Source organism: Corallococcus sp. CA049B, from assembly GCF_003611685.1.
Classification (GTDB): Bacteria; Myxococcota; Myxococcia; order Myxococcales; family Myxococcaceae; genus Corallococcus; species Corallococcus coralloides.
The window spans coordinates 21,366-36,581 of record NZ_RAWC01000072.1 but is presented as its reverse complement, the minus strand read 5'-3'; the positions used below and the strand labels follow the sequence as shown (position 1 = coordinate 36,581).

General features: G+C 71.0%; 13 protein-coding genes. 9 read left to right on the top strand and 4 right to left on the bottom strand.

The annotated features are described in order from the left end of the window. The coding region (locus D7W82_RS18110; RefSeq protein ID WP_147439380.1) for a DEAD/DEAH box helicase at positions 1 to 3,514 on the top strand (3,514 nt) is incomplete at its 5' end. Between the two features lie 334 nt (positions 3,515 to 3,848). On the opposite strand, the gene thiD is transcribed toward D7W82_RS18110, so the two are convergent. The 3 genes from thiD to D7W82_RS18095 all read right to left on the bottom strand — a co-directional run bounded on the left by thiD (position 3,849) and on the right by D7W82_RS18095 (position 6,609). Next, positions 3,849 to 4,658, bottom strand: a complete 810-nt coding sequence (gene thiD / locus D7W82_RS18105) for a bifunctional hydroxymethylpyrimidine kinase/phosphomethylpyrimidine kinase (protein ID WP_120619555.1) — start codon at positions 4,656 to 4,658, stop codon at positions 3,849 to 3,851. A gap of 44 nt (positions 4,659 to 4,702) precedes the next feature. Continuing rightward, positions 4,703 to 5,716: a hypothetical protein gene (locus tag D7W82_RS18100; protein WP_120619554.1), complete on the bottom strand. Its 1,014-nt coding sequence runs from the start codon at positions 5,714 to 5,716 to the stop codon at positions 4,703 to 4,705. 119 nt (positions 5,717 to 5,835) lie between these two features. Continuing rightward, positions 5,836 to 6,609 carry a TVP38/TMEM64 family protein gene (locus D7W82_RS18095; protein WP_370451029.1) on the bottom strand — a complete coding sequence of 258 codons (774 nt, stop codon included), beginning with the start codon at positions 6,607 to 6,609 and terminating at the stop codon, positions 5,836 to 5,838. 286 nt (positions 6,610 to 6,895) lie between these two features. On the opposite strand from D7W82_RS18095, the gene D7W82_RS18090 reads away from it, so the two are divergent. From D7W82_RS18090 to D7W82_RS18065, 6 genes are read left to right on the top strand one after another with little or no spacing between them, the layout of a single operon-like run. Beyond that, positions 6,896 to 7,342: a general stress protein gene (locus tag D7W82_RS18090; RefSeq protein WP_120619552.1), complete on the top strand. Its 447-nt coding sequence runs from the start codon at positions 6,896 to 6,898 to the stop codon at positions 7,340 to 7,342. Between the two features lie 39 nt (positions 7,343 to 7,381). Beyond that, positions 7,382 to 7,720: a hypothetical protein gene (locus D7W82_RS18085; protein ID WP_120619551.1), complete on the top strand. Its 339-nt coding sequence runs from the start codon at positions 7,382 to 7,384 to the stop codon at positions 7,718 to 7,720. 32 nt (positions 7,721 to 7,752) lie between these two features. Then, positions 7,753 to 8,988, top strand: coding sequence for a sodium:proton exchanger (locus D7W82_RS18080; RefSeq protein ID WP_120619550.1), 1,236 nt, complete (start codon positions 7,753 to 7,755; stop codon positions 8,986 to 8,988). Next, positions 8,985 to 10,283, top strand: coding sequence for a cation:proton antiporter (locus D7W82_RS18075; RefSeq protein ID WP_120619549.1), 1,299 nt, complete (start codon positions 8,985 to 8,987; stop codon positions 10,281 to 10,283). Before D7W82_RS18080 ends, D7W82_RS18075 begins: the two co-directional genes overlap by 4 nt. A 52-nt stretch (positions 10,284 to 10,335) precedes the next feature. Beyond that, positions 10,336 to 10,956, top strand: coding sequence for an L-threonylcarbamoyladenylate synthase (locus D7W82_RS18070; protein ID WP_120619548.1), 621 nt, complete (start codon positions 10,336 to 10,338; stop codon positions 10,954 to 10,956). A gap of 23 nt (positions 10,957 to 10,979) precedes the next feature. Then, positions 10,980 to 11,966 (top strand): hypothetical protein, encoded by a 987-nt coding sequence (locus tag D7W82_RS18065; RefSeq protein WP_120619547.1) that lies wholly within the window; start codon positions 10,980 to 10,982, stop codon positions 11,964 to 11,966. A 27-nt stretch (positions 11,967 to 11,993) separates the two neighbouring features. On the opposite strand, the gene D7W82_RS18060 is transcribed toward D7W82_RS18065, so the two are convergent. After that, positions 11,994 to 12,308, bottom strand: coding sequence for a hypothetical protein (locus D7W82_RS18060; protein ID WP_147439379.1), 315 nt, complete (start codon positions 12,306 to 12,308; stop codon positions 11,994 to 11,996). A 126-nt stretch (positions 12,309 to 12,434) separates the two neighbouring features. Between D7W82_RS18060 and xerD the strand changes: the two genes are divergently transcribed. Further along, on the top strand, positions 12,435 to 13,370 hold the full coding sequence (xerD, locus tag D7W82_RS18055) for a site-specific tyrosine recombinase XerD (RefSeq protein ID WP_120619545.1): 936 nt from the start codon (positions 12,435 to 12,437) through the stop codon (positions 13,368 to 13,370). 293 nt (positions 13,371 to 13,663) lie between these two features. Beyond that, complete coding sequence (locus D7W82_RS18050) at positions 13,664 to 15,196, top strand: hypothetical protein (protein WP_147439378.1); 1,533 nt, start codon at positions 13,664 to 13,666, stop codon at positions 15,194 to 15,196. Positions 15,197 to 15,216: the final 20 nt, after the last annotated feature.

Here is a 15,216-nt window from a genome sequence, read left to right as displayed (position 1 = left end):
GTTCCAGACGGAGGCGGACCTGCGCGCGTGGCTGCGGTCGGAGGGCCTGGAGCACCTGTCGCGCCTGAGCCTGGCGCTGCTCACGCCTCGCGTGGAGGCCGCGTACCTGCCGCAGGTGCGCGCGGTCATCTCCCGCCGCCGGCTGGTGGAGGTGCTGGCCCAGGACACGCTCGACCGCTGGACGGCGGAGATGCTGCCCACGCCGCGCATGCGGGACCTGCTGCCGAAGCTCGCCTGGCGCTACGTGGAGGACGAGCGGCAGGGCGCCATCGAGGCCCGGGCCTCCGTCGCGGAGCGGCTCGTGCCCCCGGCGGACGAGCGCACGCACACGGTCCACGGGATGCTGCTGGCGTGGCGCGCCCGCGTGCCTCCGGGCATCGCGCCGCGTCCGGAGCGCGCGCTGTCCCAAGAGGCGCTGGTGGAGGATCCGGACCTGCCGGGCTTCCGCCTCAAGGAGGCGCGCATCTCCGAGCTGCCGGTGTCCCCGCCGGGCTCGGGCTTCATCCTCGCCGAGGCGCGGCTGACGTTCAGTCCCTCCGGCGTGACGGTGGACTGTTCGTGCGGCGCCACGTTCTGCGTGCACCAGCTGGCGGCGGTGGACACGGCGCTCCTGTGGCTGCGGCAGCGCTGGACGGAGGACTTCGGCGAGACGCTGGAGGAGCTGGTGCGGCCCGCGTGGGCCCGGACGCTGCGCGCGCTGGAGCGGGCGGTGGAGGAGAGCCCGGGCGGCGGCGGGGGTGTGGAGCTCTCCTGGCGGCTGGACGTCATCGAAGGGTACGGCGTGGAGGTCGCGCCCTACGTGCACCGGCGCACGAAGAAGGGCGTGCGCACGACGGGGGCGAAGGTCACCCGGCGCAAGCTGTTGCAGGAGTACGGCTCGCAGCTTTCCCCCGCGGACTCGCGCATCGCCGCGCTGCTCTCCGACAGCACGGCCCCCGCGTCACGCGCGCTGCTCTTCGAGCTGATCGATCATCCGCGCCTGTCGCTGGAGGGCACGCAGGACCTCCCCGTGCGCATCGAGCGCGAGAAGGTGGGCCTGGTCGCCGAGGACCGGGGCGGCACCGTGCTGGTGAACGCGGGCGTGGACGGCGCCGTGCTGCCCGCGCCGCTGCTGGAGCGCGTGCGCAAGGCGAAGCCCGAGGACGCGGTGTTCCTCTGGGACGAAGGCGCGCACGTGCTCACGGTGCTGGACGTGAGCCCGGAGGTGCGCGCCATGGCCGCGGTGCTCCAGCGGCACGGCAACGCCTTTCCCCCGGAGAGTCACGGGGCGCTGCTGGAGCACCTGTCGAAGCTCTCCGTGCGCCTGCCGGTGGCCATGCCCCGCAGCGTGATGGGGGAATCCATCGCGCCTCAGCAGCTCCCGGTGCTCCGGCTGGAAGGACAGCCCGGGGGCGCGGTGCGGCTGGAGCTGCGGCTGCGCGCGCTGCCGGACGGCCCCGCGTACCTGCCCGGCGAGGGGCCTCGCGACGTGCACGTGCGGCGCGACACGCGGTCCTTTCACGCGGTGCGCGACTTCGGGCGCGAGCTGACCGCGGCCGCGGCGCTCCAGGCCCGGCTGCCCTTGCAGACGGCGGAGCCGCAGGAGCTGCCGTTCTGCTTCCTCTTCCACAGCGCGCAGGGCGGGCTGGCGGTGCTGGCCGCGTGCGCGGAGATGGAGCCCCGGCCGGAGCTGGAGTGGGTGGGCGCGTCCATGCGGCTCGTCCCCAAGCGGGGCGCGGGCGACCTGAAGGTCGTCCTGGAGCGCAAGCGCGAGTGGTTCGGCGTGCTGGGCGGGCTGGCCGTGGAGGGCGAGCGGGTGGAGCTGGCGCGGCTGCTGGACGCGGCCCGGCGCAAGGAGCGCTTCGTCCAGGTGGACGCGCGCACGTGGGTGGAGATCGAAGCGGCGCTGCGCGAGCAGCTGGAGAAGCTGGCGGATCACGCGTACCTGTCGAAGCACGGCCTGGAGGTGGGCCCGTCCGCCGCGGAGGCCCTGGCGGGGCTGGGCACCGCGGGCGCGCTCATCGACGCGGATGCTTCATGGAAGACCCTGGTCGAGCGCATCTTCGCGGCGAAGGAGCTGAAGCCCCGGGTGCCCGCGGCGCTCAAGACGGAGCTGCGCGACTACCAGCTCGAAGGCTTCCGCTGGCTCACGCGGCTGGCGTCGTGGAACGCGGGTGGGGTGCTCGCGGACGACATGGGCCTGGGCAAGACGGTGCAGGCCCTGGCCGTGCTGCTGGAGCGCGCGAAGCACGGGCCCGCGCTGGTGCTGGCCCCCACGTCGGTGGCCTTCAACTGGCGGGATGAAGCGAAGCGCTTCGCGCCGTCGCTGAAGGTGACGATCTTCTCCGACGCGGAGGACCGGGGTGGCACGCTGGAGCGGCTGGGGCCTCGCGACGTGCTGGTGCTCAGCTACGGCCTGCTCGTGCGCGACATCGAGCGGCTGGCCTCCCTGCGCTTCGCCACCATCGTCTTCGACGAGGCCCAGCAGCTGAAGAACGCGGCCACGCAGCGCTTCCGCGCGGCGCGGGCGCTCCAGGGCGACTTCCGGTTCGCGCTGTCCGGCACGCCGCTGGAGAACCACCTGGGCGAGCTGTGGGCCCTCTTCGCCGTCGTCTTCCCGGGGCTGCTGGGCAGCCTGGAGGCGTTCCGCAACCGCTTCGCCGCGCCGATTGAGAAGCAGGTGGACCCGACGGCCGCGCCCGCGCTGGCCCGGGTGCTCCAGCCGTTCCTCCTGCGCCGGACCAAGGGCCAGGTGGAGGCGCAGCTGCCGCCGCGCACGGACGTGCACGTGCCCGTCGTGCTGTCCCCGCCGGAGTGGACGCTCTACGAGGACGCGCGCCTGGCGGCCCTGTCCGACCTGGAGACGCGCAAGGCGAAGATGAAGGACCAGGAGCGGCGCATCGAGGTGCTGGCGGCGCTGACGCGGCTGCGGCTGCTCGCGTCGCACCCGCGCCTGTACGACCATGCGTCCAAGCTGGAGTCCTCCAAGCTGGAGCGCTTCCTGGAGCTCATCCAGGAGCTGCGCGAGGAGGGCCACCGTGCACTGGTGTTCAGCCAGTTCACGTCCCACCTGGCGCTGGTGCGCGAGGTGCTGGACGCCCAGGGCATCGCCTACGAGTACCTGGACGGCTCGACCCCCGCTGGCGCACGTGCGGACCGCGTGCGTGCCTTCCAGGAGGGCGACGCGCCCCTGTTCCTGATTTCACTCAAGGCGGGCGGCTTCGGCCTCAACCTGACGGCCGCGACCAGCGTCATCCACCTGGACCCCTGGTGGAACCCCGCCGTGGAGGATCAGGCCTCTGATCGCGCCCACCGCATCGGCCAGCAGCGCCCCGTCACGGTCTACCGGCTGGTGGCGCGCGGGACGATCGAGGAGCAGATGCTTTCGCTCCACGATCAGAAGCGGGCCCTGGTGGCCGGCGTGCTGGAGGGCAAGGACGCCGCCGCCCGCCTGTCCACCCAAGAGCTGCTCGGGCTGCTCGCGCAGCGGCTGCCGGGCATCGACGGGCTCGATTCCGGGGCGACGAAGCACTGAACGGTCTTTCCGTGGTTTTTTCCGGACCCGCTCAGGCGCCTGAACAGGCACTGAACAGACTTTTAGCCATTTTCAGTGGTCCTCGGCCTGAACGGTCGAGCAGTCCTGGGTTTCTGATCGGCCATGCCTACATGAAACAGCGATCAGGTGGGAGGGGTGCGCCGTTTGTCGGTGGACAATGGCGATCAGGACCCACATCTACCTGCCCGAACAGGGCCACCATGCCTACATGATTGTATTTTCAGTGGGTCGCGGCACACCTGATGAAACATGTATCAATAAAATACATGTTTCACTGTCGCGATGTCTGCGATTACATGTAATTAATTGCATTTCAATCATGAATCAGCGGGAAGAAGTGGCCGATGGGGCCGTTCCCGTGGCCCACGGCGAGCGGATAGCGCAGGGCGGACGTGACGTACTCCTTTGCCAGCCGCACGGCCTCCAGCGGCGGGGTGCCCAGCGCGAGCCTCGCGGCGATCGCGGCGGACAGCGTGCAGCCGGTGCCGTGCGTGTTCGGCGTGTCCACGGGGGCCACGGACAGCGTCTCCATCCGCGTCCCGTCGAACCACACGTCCGTGCCGCGCAGCGCGCCCGGCATGCCGCCGCCCTTCACCAGCACCACGCGGGAGCCCAGGGCGTGGATGCGCCGGGCCGCCTCGCGCATGTCCTCCAGCGTCTGGATGTCCATGCCCGCGAGCAGCTTCGCCTCATGGCGGTTGGGCGTGAGGATGGCCGCCAGGGGCAGCATGCGCGAGCGCAGCGCCTCCACCGCCTCATCGTCGATGAGCTGCGAGCCCGCGCGGGACACCATCACGGGGTCCACCACGATGGGGCCCAGCGACACGCGGGCCAGCTGCTCCGCCACGGCTTCTATCAGCGGGCGCTGGGCCAGCATGCCCACCTTGACCGCGTCCACGCGCATGTCCGACGCGACGGCGTCCACCTGCGCGGTGACGGACTCGGGCGGGAGCAGGTCCACGCGCGTGACGCCTCGCGTGTTCTGCGCGGTGATGGCCGTCACGGCGCTGGTGCCGTGCACGCGGTGGAAGGAGAAGGTGCGGAGGTCGGCCTGGATGCCCGCGCCACCGCCGCTGTCCGAGCCGGCGATGGTGAGGGCGGTTGCGACAGGGAAGGGCTTCATGGGCGCGGCATCCTAGCCGCGGCCCGGCGCCTCATGCCCTGGAACTAGAACTGGTTCTGCCGGGCCTGGTCGAAGTCCACGCGGTGCTTCAGGTACAGCGTGTCCAGCATGTGGTTGCTGAGGGGGTTCAGGTTGCCGTCGGTGAAGCGGTGCACCACCGCGCCCTTGCCCGCGTCCTTCAGGAAGGCCAGCGGATCCACGTCGCCGCCCAGGCCGGTGAGCGTGGGCACCGGGTCCGCGTTGTTGACGTAGTGCACGTACCGCGGGCCGTCCGGGTACTTCGTGGACGCCGCGCCGAAGGTCTCCACCTGCAGGTGGCTCAGCTTCGCCTCCACCTGCGCGGGGGACAGCCCGTCCTCCACGCGCAGCCGCTTCGCCACGTCGTTCAGCGCGCGCGCCGTGATGAGGCCGCCCTGGCTGTAGCCCACCAGGTGCACGTCGCGGCCGGCCTTCAGCTCCGAGTAGAGCGTGTCCGCCAGCGTGTCCACGGCGGGGTTCTTGCCCTTGTCCAGCTTGTCCGTCACGCACTGGCCCAGGTCCTTCACCAGTCCTTCGGTCGCGTTGTGGATGCCCACCACCTTCGCGCCGGAGCTGTTCGCCAGCGCCTGCATCTCGCTCACCTGGCCCGCCGTCGGCGTCATGATGCCGTTGACGTAGAGGATCGTCTTGTCCGGGTTCGGGTTGTTCTTCGGCGTGATGCCCGGCACGTCGCCCAGCTTCGTCGTCGCCGGGAGCACCTTGCCGCCCGCGCCCACGAACATGCCATCCTGCGCGCGGTCCGGCTTCGCGCCGCCAAAGAGGCTGGTGATCTCCTTCACCGTGGTCGCGTTGAAGACGTTCGCGCCCATCTCCACGAAGCGGGGGATGTCCTTGATGCCGCCCACCGCCGCGTCAATGAGGCCGCCCAGCAGACTGTTCTTCTGCGCCGGCGAGGATTCGAAGGAGGACTTCTGGAACGCGAGCTGATGCGCCACCGGCTTCTTCGCGAGCGGCTCCGCGGCCGTCTTCGAAGTGGAGGACGGCACGGCGAGGGAACGGGTGCGGTCGATCGTGCTCATGGGAACCTCCAGCCACCGGGGGCAGTGGGTCTGGGTAGGTTATCCGCATCTGGCCCGTGAAGTTGCGTTCCCCCGCGTCCGCGCGCTCCTCCAACACCTGGTGGAGGAGCTGCGCACCGTCACTGCGGGTTGAGCGCTTCCTTCGTGGCGGGCAGGCCGCGCGGGGCCTCCGCTTCGGGCGCGGGCACCTCCACCGACGCCCCGTTGACCTCCTTGTAGAACCGGCGGCCGAAGATGACGCCCAGCACCAGCGACACCACCATGCCCACGGCGGACACGGCGGTCATCACCGTGCGGCCCTGCGCCAGGCCACTGCCGAACTGCGCGGTGAGGAAGGTGCCCGGGATGGTGCCCAACACCACGCCCAGCACGGAGGGCCAGAAGCGCGCGCCGCTCGCCGCTCCGGCGATCAGCATGATGTCCGTGGGGCACAAGGGATTGAGGCACGCCAGGAACGTGAACTGGAAGTCGTGCCGCCGCGCCGCCTTGGCGATGGCCGGGTACTTGCTGCCGCACAGCCGCTGCATGGGCCGCGTGCCCAGCTTGCGAGCAACGAAGTAGAGCAGGGTGGCGGACAGGAAGCTGCCCGTTAGTGAATAGAGCGTGGCGGCGAGGGTTCCGAACATCATCCCACCCACCGCGGTGAGGACCTGACCGGGCAGGAGCGTCAGGGGCCGCACGGCCAGGAAGGCCACGTACGCCACGGGGGCGTAGTCGCCCAGGGGGAGCAGCAGCTCCCGGATGGTGCGCTGATCGATGAAGTCCGGCCCCAACAGCCGGAGCATCACCAGACCGCCAATGGAGACGACCATGGGCGCGAGGATCCGCAACCAGGTCTTCAGCCCACTCCTGACGCTCGCCAAAAGAACCTCCCCCACACCCGCCGGACCGATGTGTCAGGCGTTGCGCACAAGGTGGGATCCGAGCAGGGAATCGGCAACGTGGGCTGAATTGTTGTGAACAACGAGAGCGTCCTGCCGGGCAATCACCCGTCCCGTCCGGATGCCCAGCAGGCCTGACAAGCGCGCGAAATCCTTGGGGATTATGCATGCAATGTCAGGAGAGAACGGCTGGCGGTGTACGGAGCTTGCTTGCATCGGGGCGCTTCCGTCCCAAGGTTTCAGGCAAGGGACACCAAGGCGCGGACGGGGTTGGGCAGTCACGAGAGGAGACACGGACATGTCGGACAAGGACAACAAGGGCAGCATGACGGTGGCTGAGGCCGGGCGTAAGGGCGGCGAGACGGTCCGCAACGAGCGCGGTCGCGAGTTCTACGAGACCATCGGCCGCAAGGGCGGAGCGACGGTGAAGGCCGAGCGCGGACGCTCCTTCTACGAGGAGATCGGCCGCAAGGGCGGCGAGACCGTGAAGGCCGAGCGCGGCGCGAAGTTCTATGAGGAGATCGGCAAGAAGGGCGGCGATCGCGTCAAGGCCACCCGCGGTCCGAACTTCTATGAGGAGATCGGCCGCAAGGGCGGGCAGAAGGTCAAGAAGCTGATCGAAGAGGGCAAGCGCGCCGCCCGCGCCGCCATGGAGGGCCAGGCCGGGAATCCCCCCGCGTCCGAGGGCACCTCCGCTCCGGCGGCGACGCCGGAAGAGCCCGCGCAGCCGGGCGGCAACGAGTAACGGGGGACAGGAAGCGCGGTCTTCCGGTATGACGGCCGCGTGTACCTGGTCATCACGTTCCTCGAACAGGTGGAGACGACCGAGCGGGCGATCCGCCGGCTCCGGGAGTTCGGCATCCCGGAACCGATGGTCATCCGAGCGCGCAGCGCCGCCGCGGCTTTGTCCGCGGAGGTCCCGGTGTTCGCCGGCCTGCGCAGCCTCGCGCTCGGCGCGGACGAAGATCGCATCGTCCTGGTGAGCGTGCTGCCAGACCTCCCGCAGGAGGATCTGGATCGCATGCTCCAGCGCGTGCAGCTGGAGATGGACGCGGACGACCCACCCATGGGTCGACTGGTGGCCCTGCCTGTCCTGGCGGCGCCCACGCATCGGCGTGGATGACGCGCGGGGGCGCACGGGTGTAAGCACGTCGCGTGCAAGCGCTGCTCGTCTTCCTCATCGTCGCGGCGTTGTCGCTGCTCGCGTCCAGCCGGTCGCTCCTGGACCCGGGCCGCTTCCCGGCGCTGGCGCAGCTGGCGGCCAGCGGCCTGTTGTTCCTCATCTTCGGGGCCCTGCTGGGTCCCTCCCTCCTGGGCGTGCTCACCGCGCGCAACCTGGAGTCGCTGAGCCCGCTGGTGGCGCTGGGGCTGGGGACGGGGGGCGTGCTCCTGGGGCTCAACCTGGAGCCCCGGCTGTTGCGGCTGCTGCCCCGGCCCGTGTACGCGGCGGCGCTCGCGCACGCGGGCACGGCGTTCCTCTTCGTCGCGCTGCCCCTGTCCGTCCCGCTGCTGTTGTCCATGGGCTTGAGGCCCATGGTGGCGGTGGGCGCGGCGGCGCTCCTGGGCGCCGCGGCCAGCCTGTCCTCCGGCCACTTCGCGGTGCTGGGCTACCGCAACGGACGGATGGAGCGCGCGCGGGGCCTGGGCGTGGCGCTGCTCACGATGATGGACGACGCGGTGGGCCTGGGCGTGCTCGCGCTGGGCCTGGTGCTGGGCGTCACCGGCAACGCGGCGGAAGGGCTGGGCCTCCTGGCGCTGGCGCTGCTGTTGGGCGTGGCGTGCGGGGCGCTGCTGGCGTTCCTCACGTATTCGCTGAAGGACCTGGCGGAGCAGACCACCGTGACGCTGGGCATGGTGGCGCTGGTGGGCGGCGCGGCGGCGTACCTGCGGCTGTCGTCGCTGCTCGCGGGCGTGGCCTGCGGCGCGACGCTGGCGCTGATGGGCGGGCGCACGGCGGAGCGGGTGGCGCGGGCGCTCTCGCGCGTGGAGCGGCCCACGTACCTGGTGCTGGTGTTCCTGGTGGGCAGCCACATCCACGCGCGCGACGTGTCCGCCTGGGCGCTGCTGCCCGCGTTCGTGGGGCTGCGCTTCCTGGGCAAGGTGCTGGGGGGGCGGTTCGCGCAGCGGCTCACGGCGGGCGTGTTGGATCTGCCGCCGCGCTTCGGCTACGTGCTCATCCCCCAGGGCGGCCTGGCGCTGTGCCTGGTGGCGGAGTACGTGCTGCTGGTGCCGGGCTCGCTGTCGCAGCGGGTGCTGGACGTGGTGGCGGTGGGCGCGGTCGTCAACGAGATGCTCGCGCACGGGGCCTTCCGGCACGTGCTGTCCGCGGAGCGCAGGGACACGGCCTCGCGGGACACGGCCTCCGCGGGTGACGCGGGGGTGGCGGCGTGAAGGGGTCCATCTTCCGGTTGCTGCTGCTGATGGGGCTTCTGGCGGCCATCACCCAGGCGCAGGTGGTGCGCGCGGACGCGGGCACGCCGGTGCTGCTGGCGGCGGGCGCGCTGCTCTTGTGCGGCCTGTTCGCGGGCAAGGTGGCCAAGGGCATGGGCCTGCCGCGCCTCACCGGCTACCTGCTGGTGGGCGTGGCGGTGGGGCCGTACGCGCTGGGCTTCATCCCCAACGCGGGCGTGAAGGGGCTGGAGCTGGTGAAGGGGCTGGCGGTGAGCCTCATCGCGCTCGTCGCGGGCACGGAGCTGCACCTGGGGCTCATCCGCCGGGTGGGCGCGCGCGTGGCGCTGCTCTGCGCGGCGGTGTGCGGGGTGACGTTCGCGGTGTGCTTCGGGGCGACGTTCGCGCTCAAGCCCGTGCTGCCCTTCCTGACCCCCATGACGGTGCCGCAGGCGCTGGCGGTGAGCGCGCTCATGTCCACGGTGGTGGTGTCGTTCTCCCCCACGGTGACCATCGCCATCGTGCAGGAGACGTCCGCGCGCGGCCCCTTCACGGAGTTCCTGATGGCGCTGGTCATCATCGGGGACCTGTTCGTGATGGTGGCCTTCGGCCTGGCGGCGGGCGTCACCCGCGCGACGTTCGGCGACGGGCTGGACCTGGCCGCGCTGGTGGGCGGGGTGGGGTGGGAGCTGTTCGGCTCCGTGGCGGTGGGGTGCCTGCTGGCGGTGGCGATGCTCCTGTACATGCGGGGCGTCAACCGCGAGCTGCCGCTGTTCCTCGTGGGCCTGTCGTTCGCGGCGGCCGAGGGCGGGGCGCGGCTGCACCTGTCGCCGCTGCTGGTGTCGCTGGCGGCCGGGGCGCTCATCGCGAACCTGGACGAGCGCGAGGGCCGGCGCATCCACCAGGCCATCAACCAGGCGGGCCTGCCGGTGTTCGCGCTCTTCTTCGCCGCGGCGGGGGCGGGGCTGAAGCTGGACGCGCTGGTGACCGTGGGGCCCGCCGCGCTGATGCTCGTGGCGCTGCGCGGCCTGGCCATCTGGGGCGCGTGCCGCAGGTTCGCGCCCGCGGAGGACCCGCGCCTCAAGCGCTTCCTGTGGATGGGGCTCATCTCCCAGGCGGGCGTGACGTTCGGCCTGGCGGCCCTGGTGTCGCGCACCTTCCCGACCTTCGGACCGCAGGTGGAGGTGCTCATCATCGCGATGATCACCGCGCACGAGCTGGTGGGGCCCGTCCTCACCCGGCGCGCGCTGCTGGGCAGTGGCGAAATCCGTGCGGAGGAGGCGGGCGGCGGCGCATAGTGGGGGCACACCCCCTCACCCCGGGGGTGGCCTCTGCCAGGAGCCCTCCGTCATGCCCGCCGCCGTCGCTCCCATCCTCGAGGTGGACGTGGACCACCCCTCGCCCCGCCATGTCGCACGCGCGGTGGAGGTGCTGGAGAAGGGCGGCCTCATCGCCTACCCCACGGACACGTACTACGGGCTCGGCTGTGACTTGAACGCCAAGAAAGCCATTGAGCGGCTGTACCAGCTCAAAGGCCGGGACAAGAAAAAGCCGCTGTCACTTTTATGCCCGGACCTGTCGGACGTGGCCCGCTACGCGCACGTGAGCAACTTCGCCTACCGCGCCATGAAGGGGCTCACGCCGGGGGCCTTCACCTTCATCCTGGAGGCCACGCGCCTGGTGCCGGAGGTGATGATGACGAAGCAGAAGCAGGTGGGCCTGCGCGTGCCGGACGCCGCCTTGCCCCGCGAGCTGGCGAAGGCGCTCGGCCGCCCGCTCATCACCACGTCAGCAACCCATACCAATGGTACGGTTCTTTCTGACGCACGGGACATCAAGACGGCGCTGGGGCATGGGCTGGATTTGATCCTGGACGGGGGCGTCACCTTGAACGAGCCGTCCACGGTGGTTTCACTGATAGGCGATACGCTTGAAATCCTCAGGCAAGGCAAGGGTAGTCTGGAGTCCTGAAATCCTTTCCAGAGGGGGAAGTCTTGGCCGAGGGGGACTTACCAGCAACGCCTGTCGTCGACTCACCAGAGCGGGTGCCGGGCGCGCTCGCGCTGCTGGGCCTGTTGGTGTTCCGACCCATTGATTTGCATTACCGGCTGCGCGAGGCGGGCATCCGCTCGCCCGCGGGCCGCATCGGGCAGCTGTGGCGCGAACAGGCCGAAGGAGGCCGCGCCGCCGGGGCCTTCGTGGCGCGGATGCTGCTCTTGCTCGTCGTGTTGTCGCCCGCGCTCACGGTGCTCGCGGGGCTGGGGCTGCGGCTGATGGGCGTGCCGATGCGGGGCGTGTACCTGGTCTCCGCGGCGCTGTGCAGCGCGGTGGGGCTGGTGGTGGCGCTGGTGTCGGGGCTCGCGTCCGGGGTGCTGCTGGGCTCGCTGGCGAGCGTGTCCATGCTGGCGGGCCTGCACGCCACTGCGGGCGGCGCGTTCGGTCCGGAGCACGGCGGCGGGGCGGCGATGACGGTGGGCCTGTGCCTGGGCATCGTGTCCGGCCTGTCCGCGGGGAGCATTGGAGGCCTGTCCAGCGGGCGCGGCCCGTCCGTGCGCAACGTGCAGGTGGCGGCCATCGCCACCAGCCTGGTGCCCATGCTGGTGTGGAGCAGCGCCTCCACGGTGTCCTTCGCGGGCGCGGTGGCGGCGAGCGCGCTGGTGGCCTTCCTGACGTGCGCGTTCCGGCTGCCGTTCTACGCGTTGGAGGTGCTGGCGCAGGCGGTGGCGTACGCGGTGGAGCGCTTCACGGGGAAGCCCACGCTGCGCTGGGTGCCGGTGCGGCATCACAACCTGAGCTACCTGCCGCACCCGTTCCTGAGCCGCCACCTGGCGCTGGCGGTGCGCTCGCGGCCGGCGGAGGTGCTGGCGGTGGCGGACGCGTGCCTGCGCTCGCCGGGCAACATCCTGGTGGGCTGGCCCTGGGTGGTGGAGGCGCTGGAGCGCGCGCACGCCCAGGAGGCCTCGGCGGAGCCCCAGGCCTGAAGGTGCCTGGGGGCCGCCGCCGGGCGGCTACTGCTTCCGCACGTCCGTGACGACCTTCGCGCCCACGTCGTTGGGGGCGTAGGTCAGCTTCACGGAGTCCCCGGCCCGGATGCCCTGGAGGGTCTGCGCCAGCTGGGGCTTCGTCGTGTCCACCACGTAGGTGAGCGGCGGGGCGTCCGCGGTGGCGCCCTCCAGTTGGATGCTGGACGGGCTCACGCTCCTCACCTTGCCCGTGCGGGTCTTCTGCGCCGTCGCCGTGGGCGCGGGCGTCTGCGCCAGGGCCGCCGTGCCCACGCTGCCCAGCGTGAGGACCGCCATCCACATCCATGCCTGTGCACGCATCTTCGTCACTCCTCGAGTGTGGGAGGCGGCAGGGTGGACCGCTTCCCGGGGTGAAGGCAACGGCGTGGCGGGTGGGGCCGTCAGGGAGTTGCCCTCGGGAGCACGTCCGGTAGCCTCCCTGGGACCATGGAAGGACTGCTCGACGCGTTCATCGCCTTCATCCGCGCGGAGCGGGGCCTGTCCGGCAAGACGGTGGACGCCTACGCGGCGGACCTCACCGTGTACTTCGAGGACCTGCGGTCGCGCGGCAAGGACGACGTGGCGCGCGTAAAGCAGGAGGACGTGCTCGCGCACCTGGTGACGCTGGGCAAGCGGGGCCTGGGCCGCCGCAGCCAGGCGCGCCACCTGGCCGCGCTGCGCGTCTTCCACCGCTTCCTCGTCGCGGAGCGGATGGCGGACAAGGACCCCACGGAGGACGTGGACACGCCGAAGTCGCCCCGGAAGCTGCCCGTGTTCCTCACGCTGGAGGAGGTGGAGCAGCTGCTCGCCGCGCCCGACGAGCGCACCGTCACGGGCCTTCGCGACAAGGCGATGATCGAGGTGCTCTACGCCACCGGCCTGCGCGTGACGGAGCTGTGCACGTTGGAGCTCAACAACGTGCAGCTCACGTCCGGCTACCTCGTCACCCGGGGCAAGGGCTCCAAGGAGCGCATCGTCCCGCTGGGGCGCGTGGCGATTGAGAAGGTCCAGGAGTACCTGTCCCGGTCGCGGCCGGAGCTGCTGGGCAAGCGCCAGGCGGACGCGCTGTTCGTCACGCCGCGCGGCGGAGGCTTCACGCGGCAGGGCTTCTGGAAGCTGCTCAAGCGCTACGCGCTGAAGGCCGGCATCCTGAAGCCTTTGTCGCCGCACAAGCTGCGCCACTCGTTCGCCACGCACCTGGTGGAGCGCGGCGCGGACCTGCGCGCGGTGCAGCAGATGCTGGGCCACGCGGACCTGGCGACGACGCAGATCTACACGCACGTCAACGGCGCCCGCCTTCGCAAGGTGTACGACGAGTTCCACCCGCGCAGCGACGCGTTCAAGCCCAAGCCCTCCGCGCGCAAGCGCCCGCCCGCGCCGTGACGCCGGGAGTCGAGCGCGCGTTCGTTCCGGGGTGACGGGGACCCTGGACCGCGGGGAGGGGCGCGGGGCGTGCGTCGCGCGCGAACGCAATCGCTTGCGGTGAAGACGCGCTTGCGGGCGCGGGCGCGTTGCGCCGAAGCTGGTTCGCAGAGGAAAGGACGCATTCCCGGGAAGTGGATCGCCGTGTGCAGTGCAGGACGGCGGCGGCGGACATGGCGTCCGTCACCCAGTCGCACGGTCGTCGCGTTCCACCCCACTCGGGCGCGGTGTGGCCCACGAAGGTCTGCTCGTCCATGAAGCGTTCTCGTCAATCCCTGATGTCAGGCGTCCTCGGCCTCACCGGCTGCGTGGCGCTGTCCCTCTCTGGCTGCAAGGTGCCGGAGGCCGACGCGGCGGAAGCGAAGGCTCCGCCCAAGAAGGCCCCCACCGCCAAGGTGGTGCCGGTCTCCGCCACCGCGCCCGCCGAGCCCGGCAAGGCCCGCACGCCGTTCGCCGCGGCCCGCGAGGCGTTCGAGCGCAACTCCGTGAACGCGAACCCCTTCGCGGACAACAACGGCAACATCCCGCCGTCCTGGCAGTACTCGGGCCCGATGTTCAGCCTGAGCCACGACTATCCGCAGGCGCCCGTGGCGCCGCCGGCCAACCCGCCGTGGATCGCCGCGCTCAAGGGGCAGCCCATCTCCAAGGCCAACGCGCTCGCGTACGTCAACGCGCTGAAGGCCTACATCGCGCCGTCCATGCAGACGCTGCTCTACAACTACCCCCGGTGGGACGCGGCGAAGGAGGGTTGGTACAACGAGCCGTGGCTCGCCTCCATCCGCGAGAGCATCCACGGCACGTACGTGGGCTCCGAGTTCCCCGCGGCCACCTTCGCCGCGTCCGGCCTCAAGGTCGACATGACGACGTACGTGCTGACCTACTACGACAAGGTGGCGGCGTACGCGCTGGGGCAGGTGTGGGGCAAGACGGCGATGACGCCCACGCTCACCAACACGTCCGCGCAGTTCCCGGAAGGGTCCATCGTCATCAAGGTGGCGTTGACCAGCGCGCTGGCCAAGGACTGGCCGGTGATGCAGGGCGCGTCGCTGTGGCCCGTCTACGTGCCGCCGCCCAACGGGCCGTCGAACGCGAAGCCGGTGACGATGAACGCGTCGATCATGCAGTTCGACATCATCGTCAAGGACAGCAAGACGTCGCCCAAGACGGGCTGGGTGTTCTCCACGCTCGTCTACGACATGCGGGTGCCGGGAACCCCGTGGGACAAGATGATCCCCCTGGGCGCGATGTGGGGGGATGATCCCAACGTCAACTCCACGCTGAACCCGGGCACGCCGCTGCAGGAGACGGTCATCAACCCCGCGGCGCCCGCGTACTCCACGGCGACGCTGGGGTGGGGCGGCCGCCTGTCCGGCCCGAACGACGGCGCGGTGGTGGCGCCGGCCTCCATCAACGGGCAGATCGTCCCGGCCGTGCAGGCCTCGTCGTGCATGAGCTGCCACAGCGTGGCCGAGTGGCCCATGAAGACGTTCCTCTTGCCCACCACCACGATGCCGCCGACGGTCGTGGGGCCGAACAATGACGCCCTCGTGCTCGAGCAGCCCGGCTCCGCGGCCTGGATGAAGTGGTTCCAGGACAACCCGGGCAACGTGCCGCTGGATCCCGGGACGGTGCCCATGGACTTCGACATGGTGTTCGCCTTCAAGTCGCTGCCCGCGTGGCAGGCGGCGACGCAGGGCAACAGCGGCATGAAGGCCTTCGAGGCCGTCGACCTGCTCCGCGGCACGCCGCCCGTCAACCCTCGCGACCTCAAGTACAACGGCCAGTAGGCCCGTGACCTCAGGAAGGA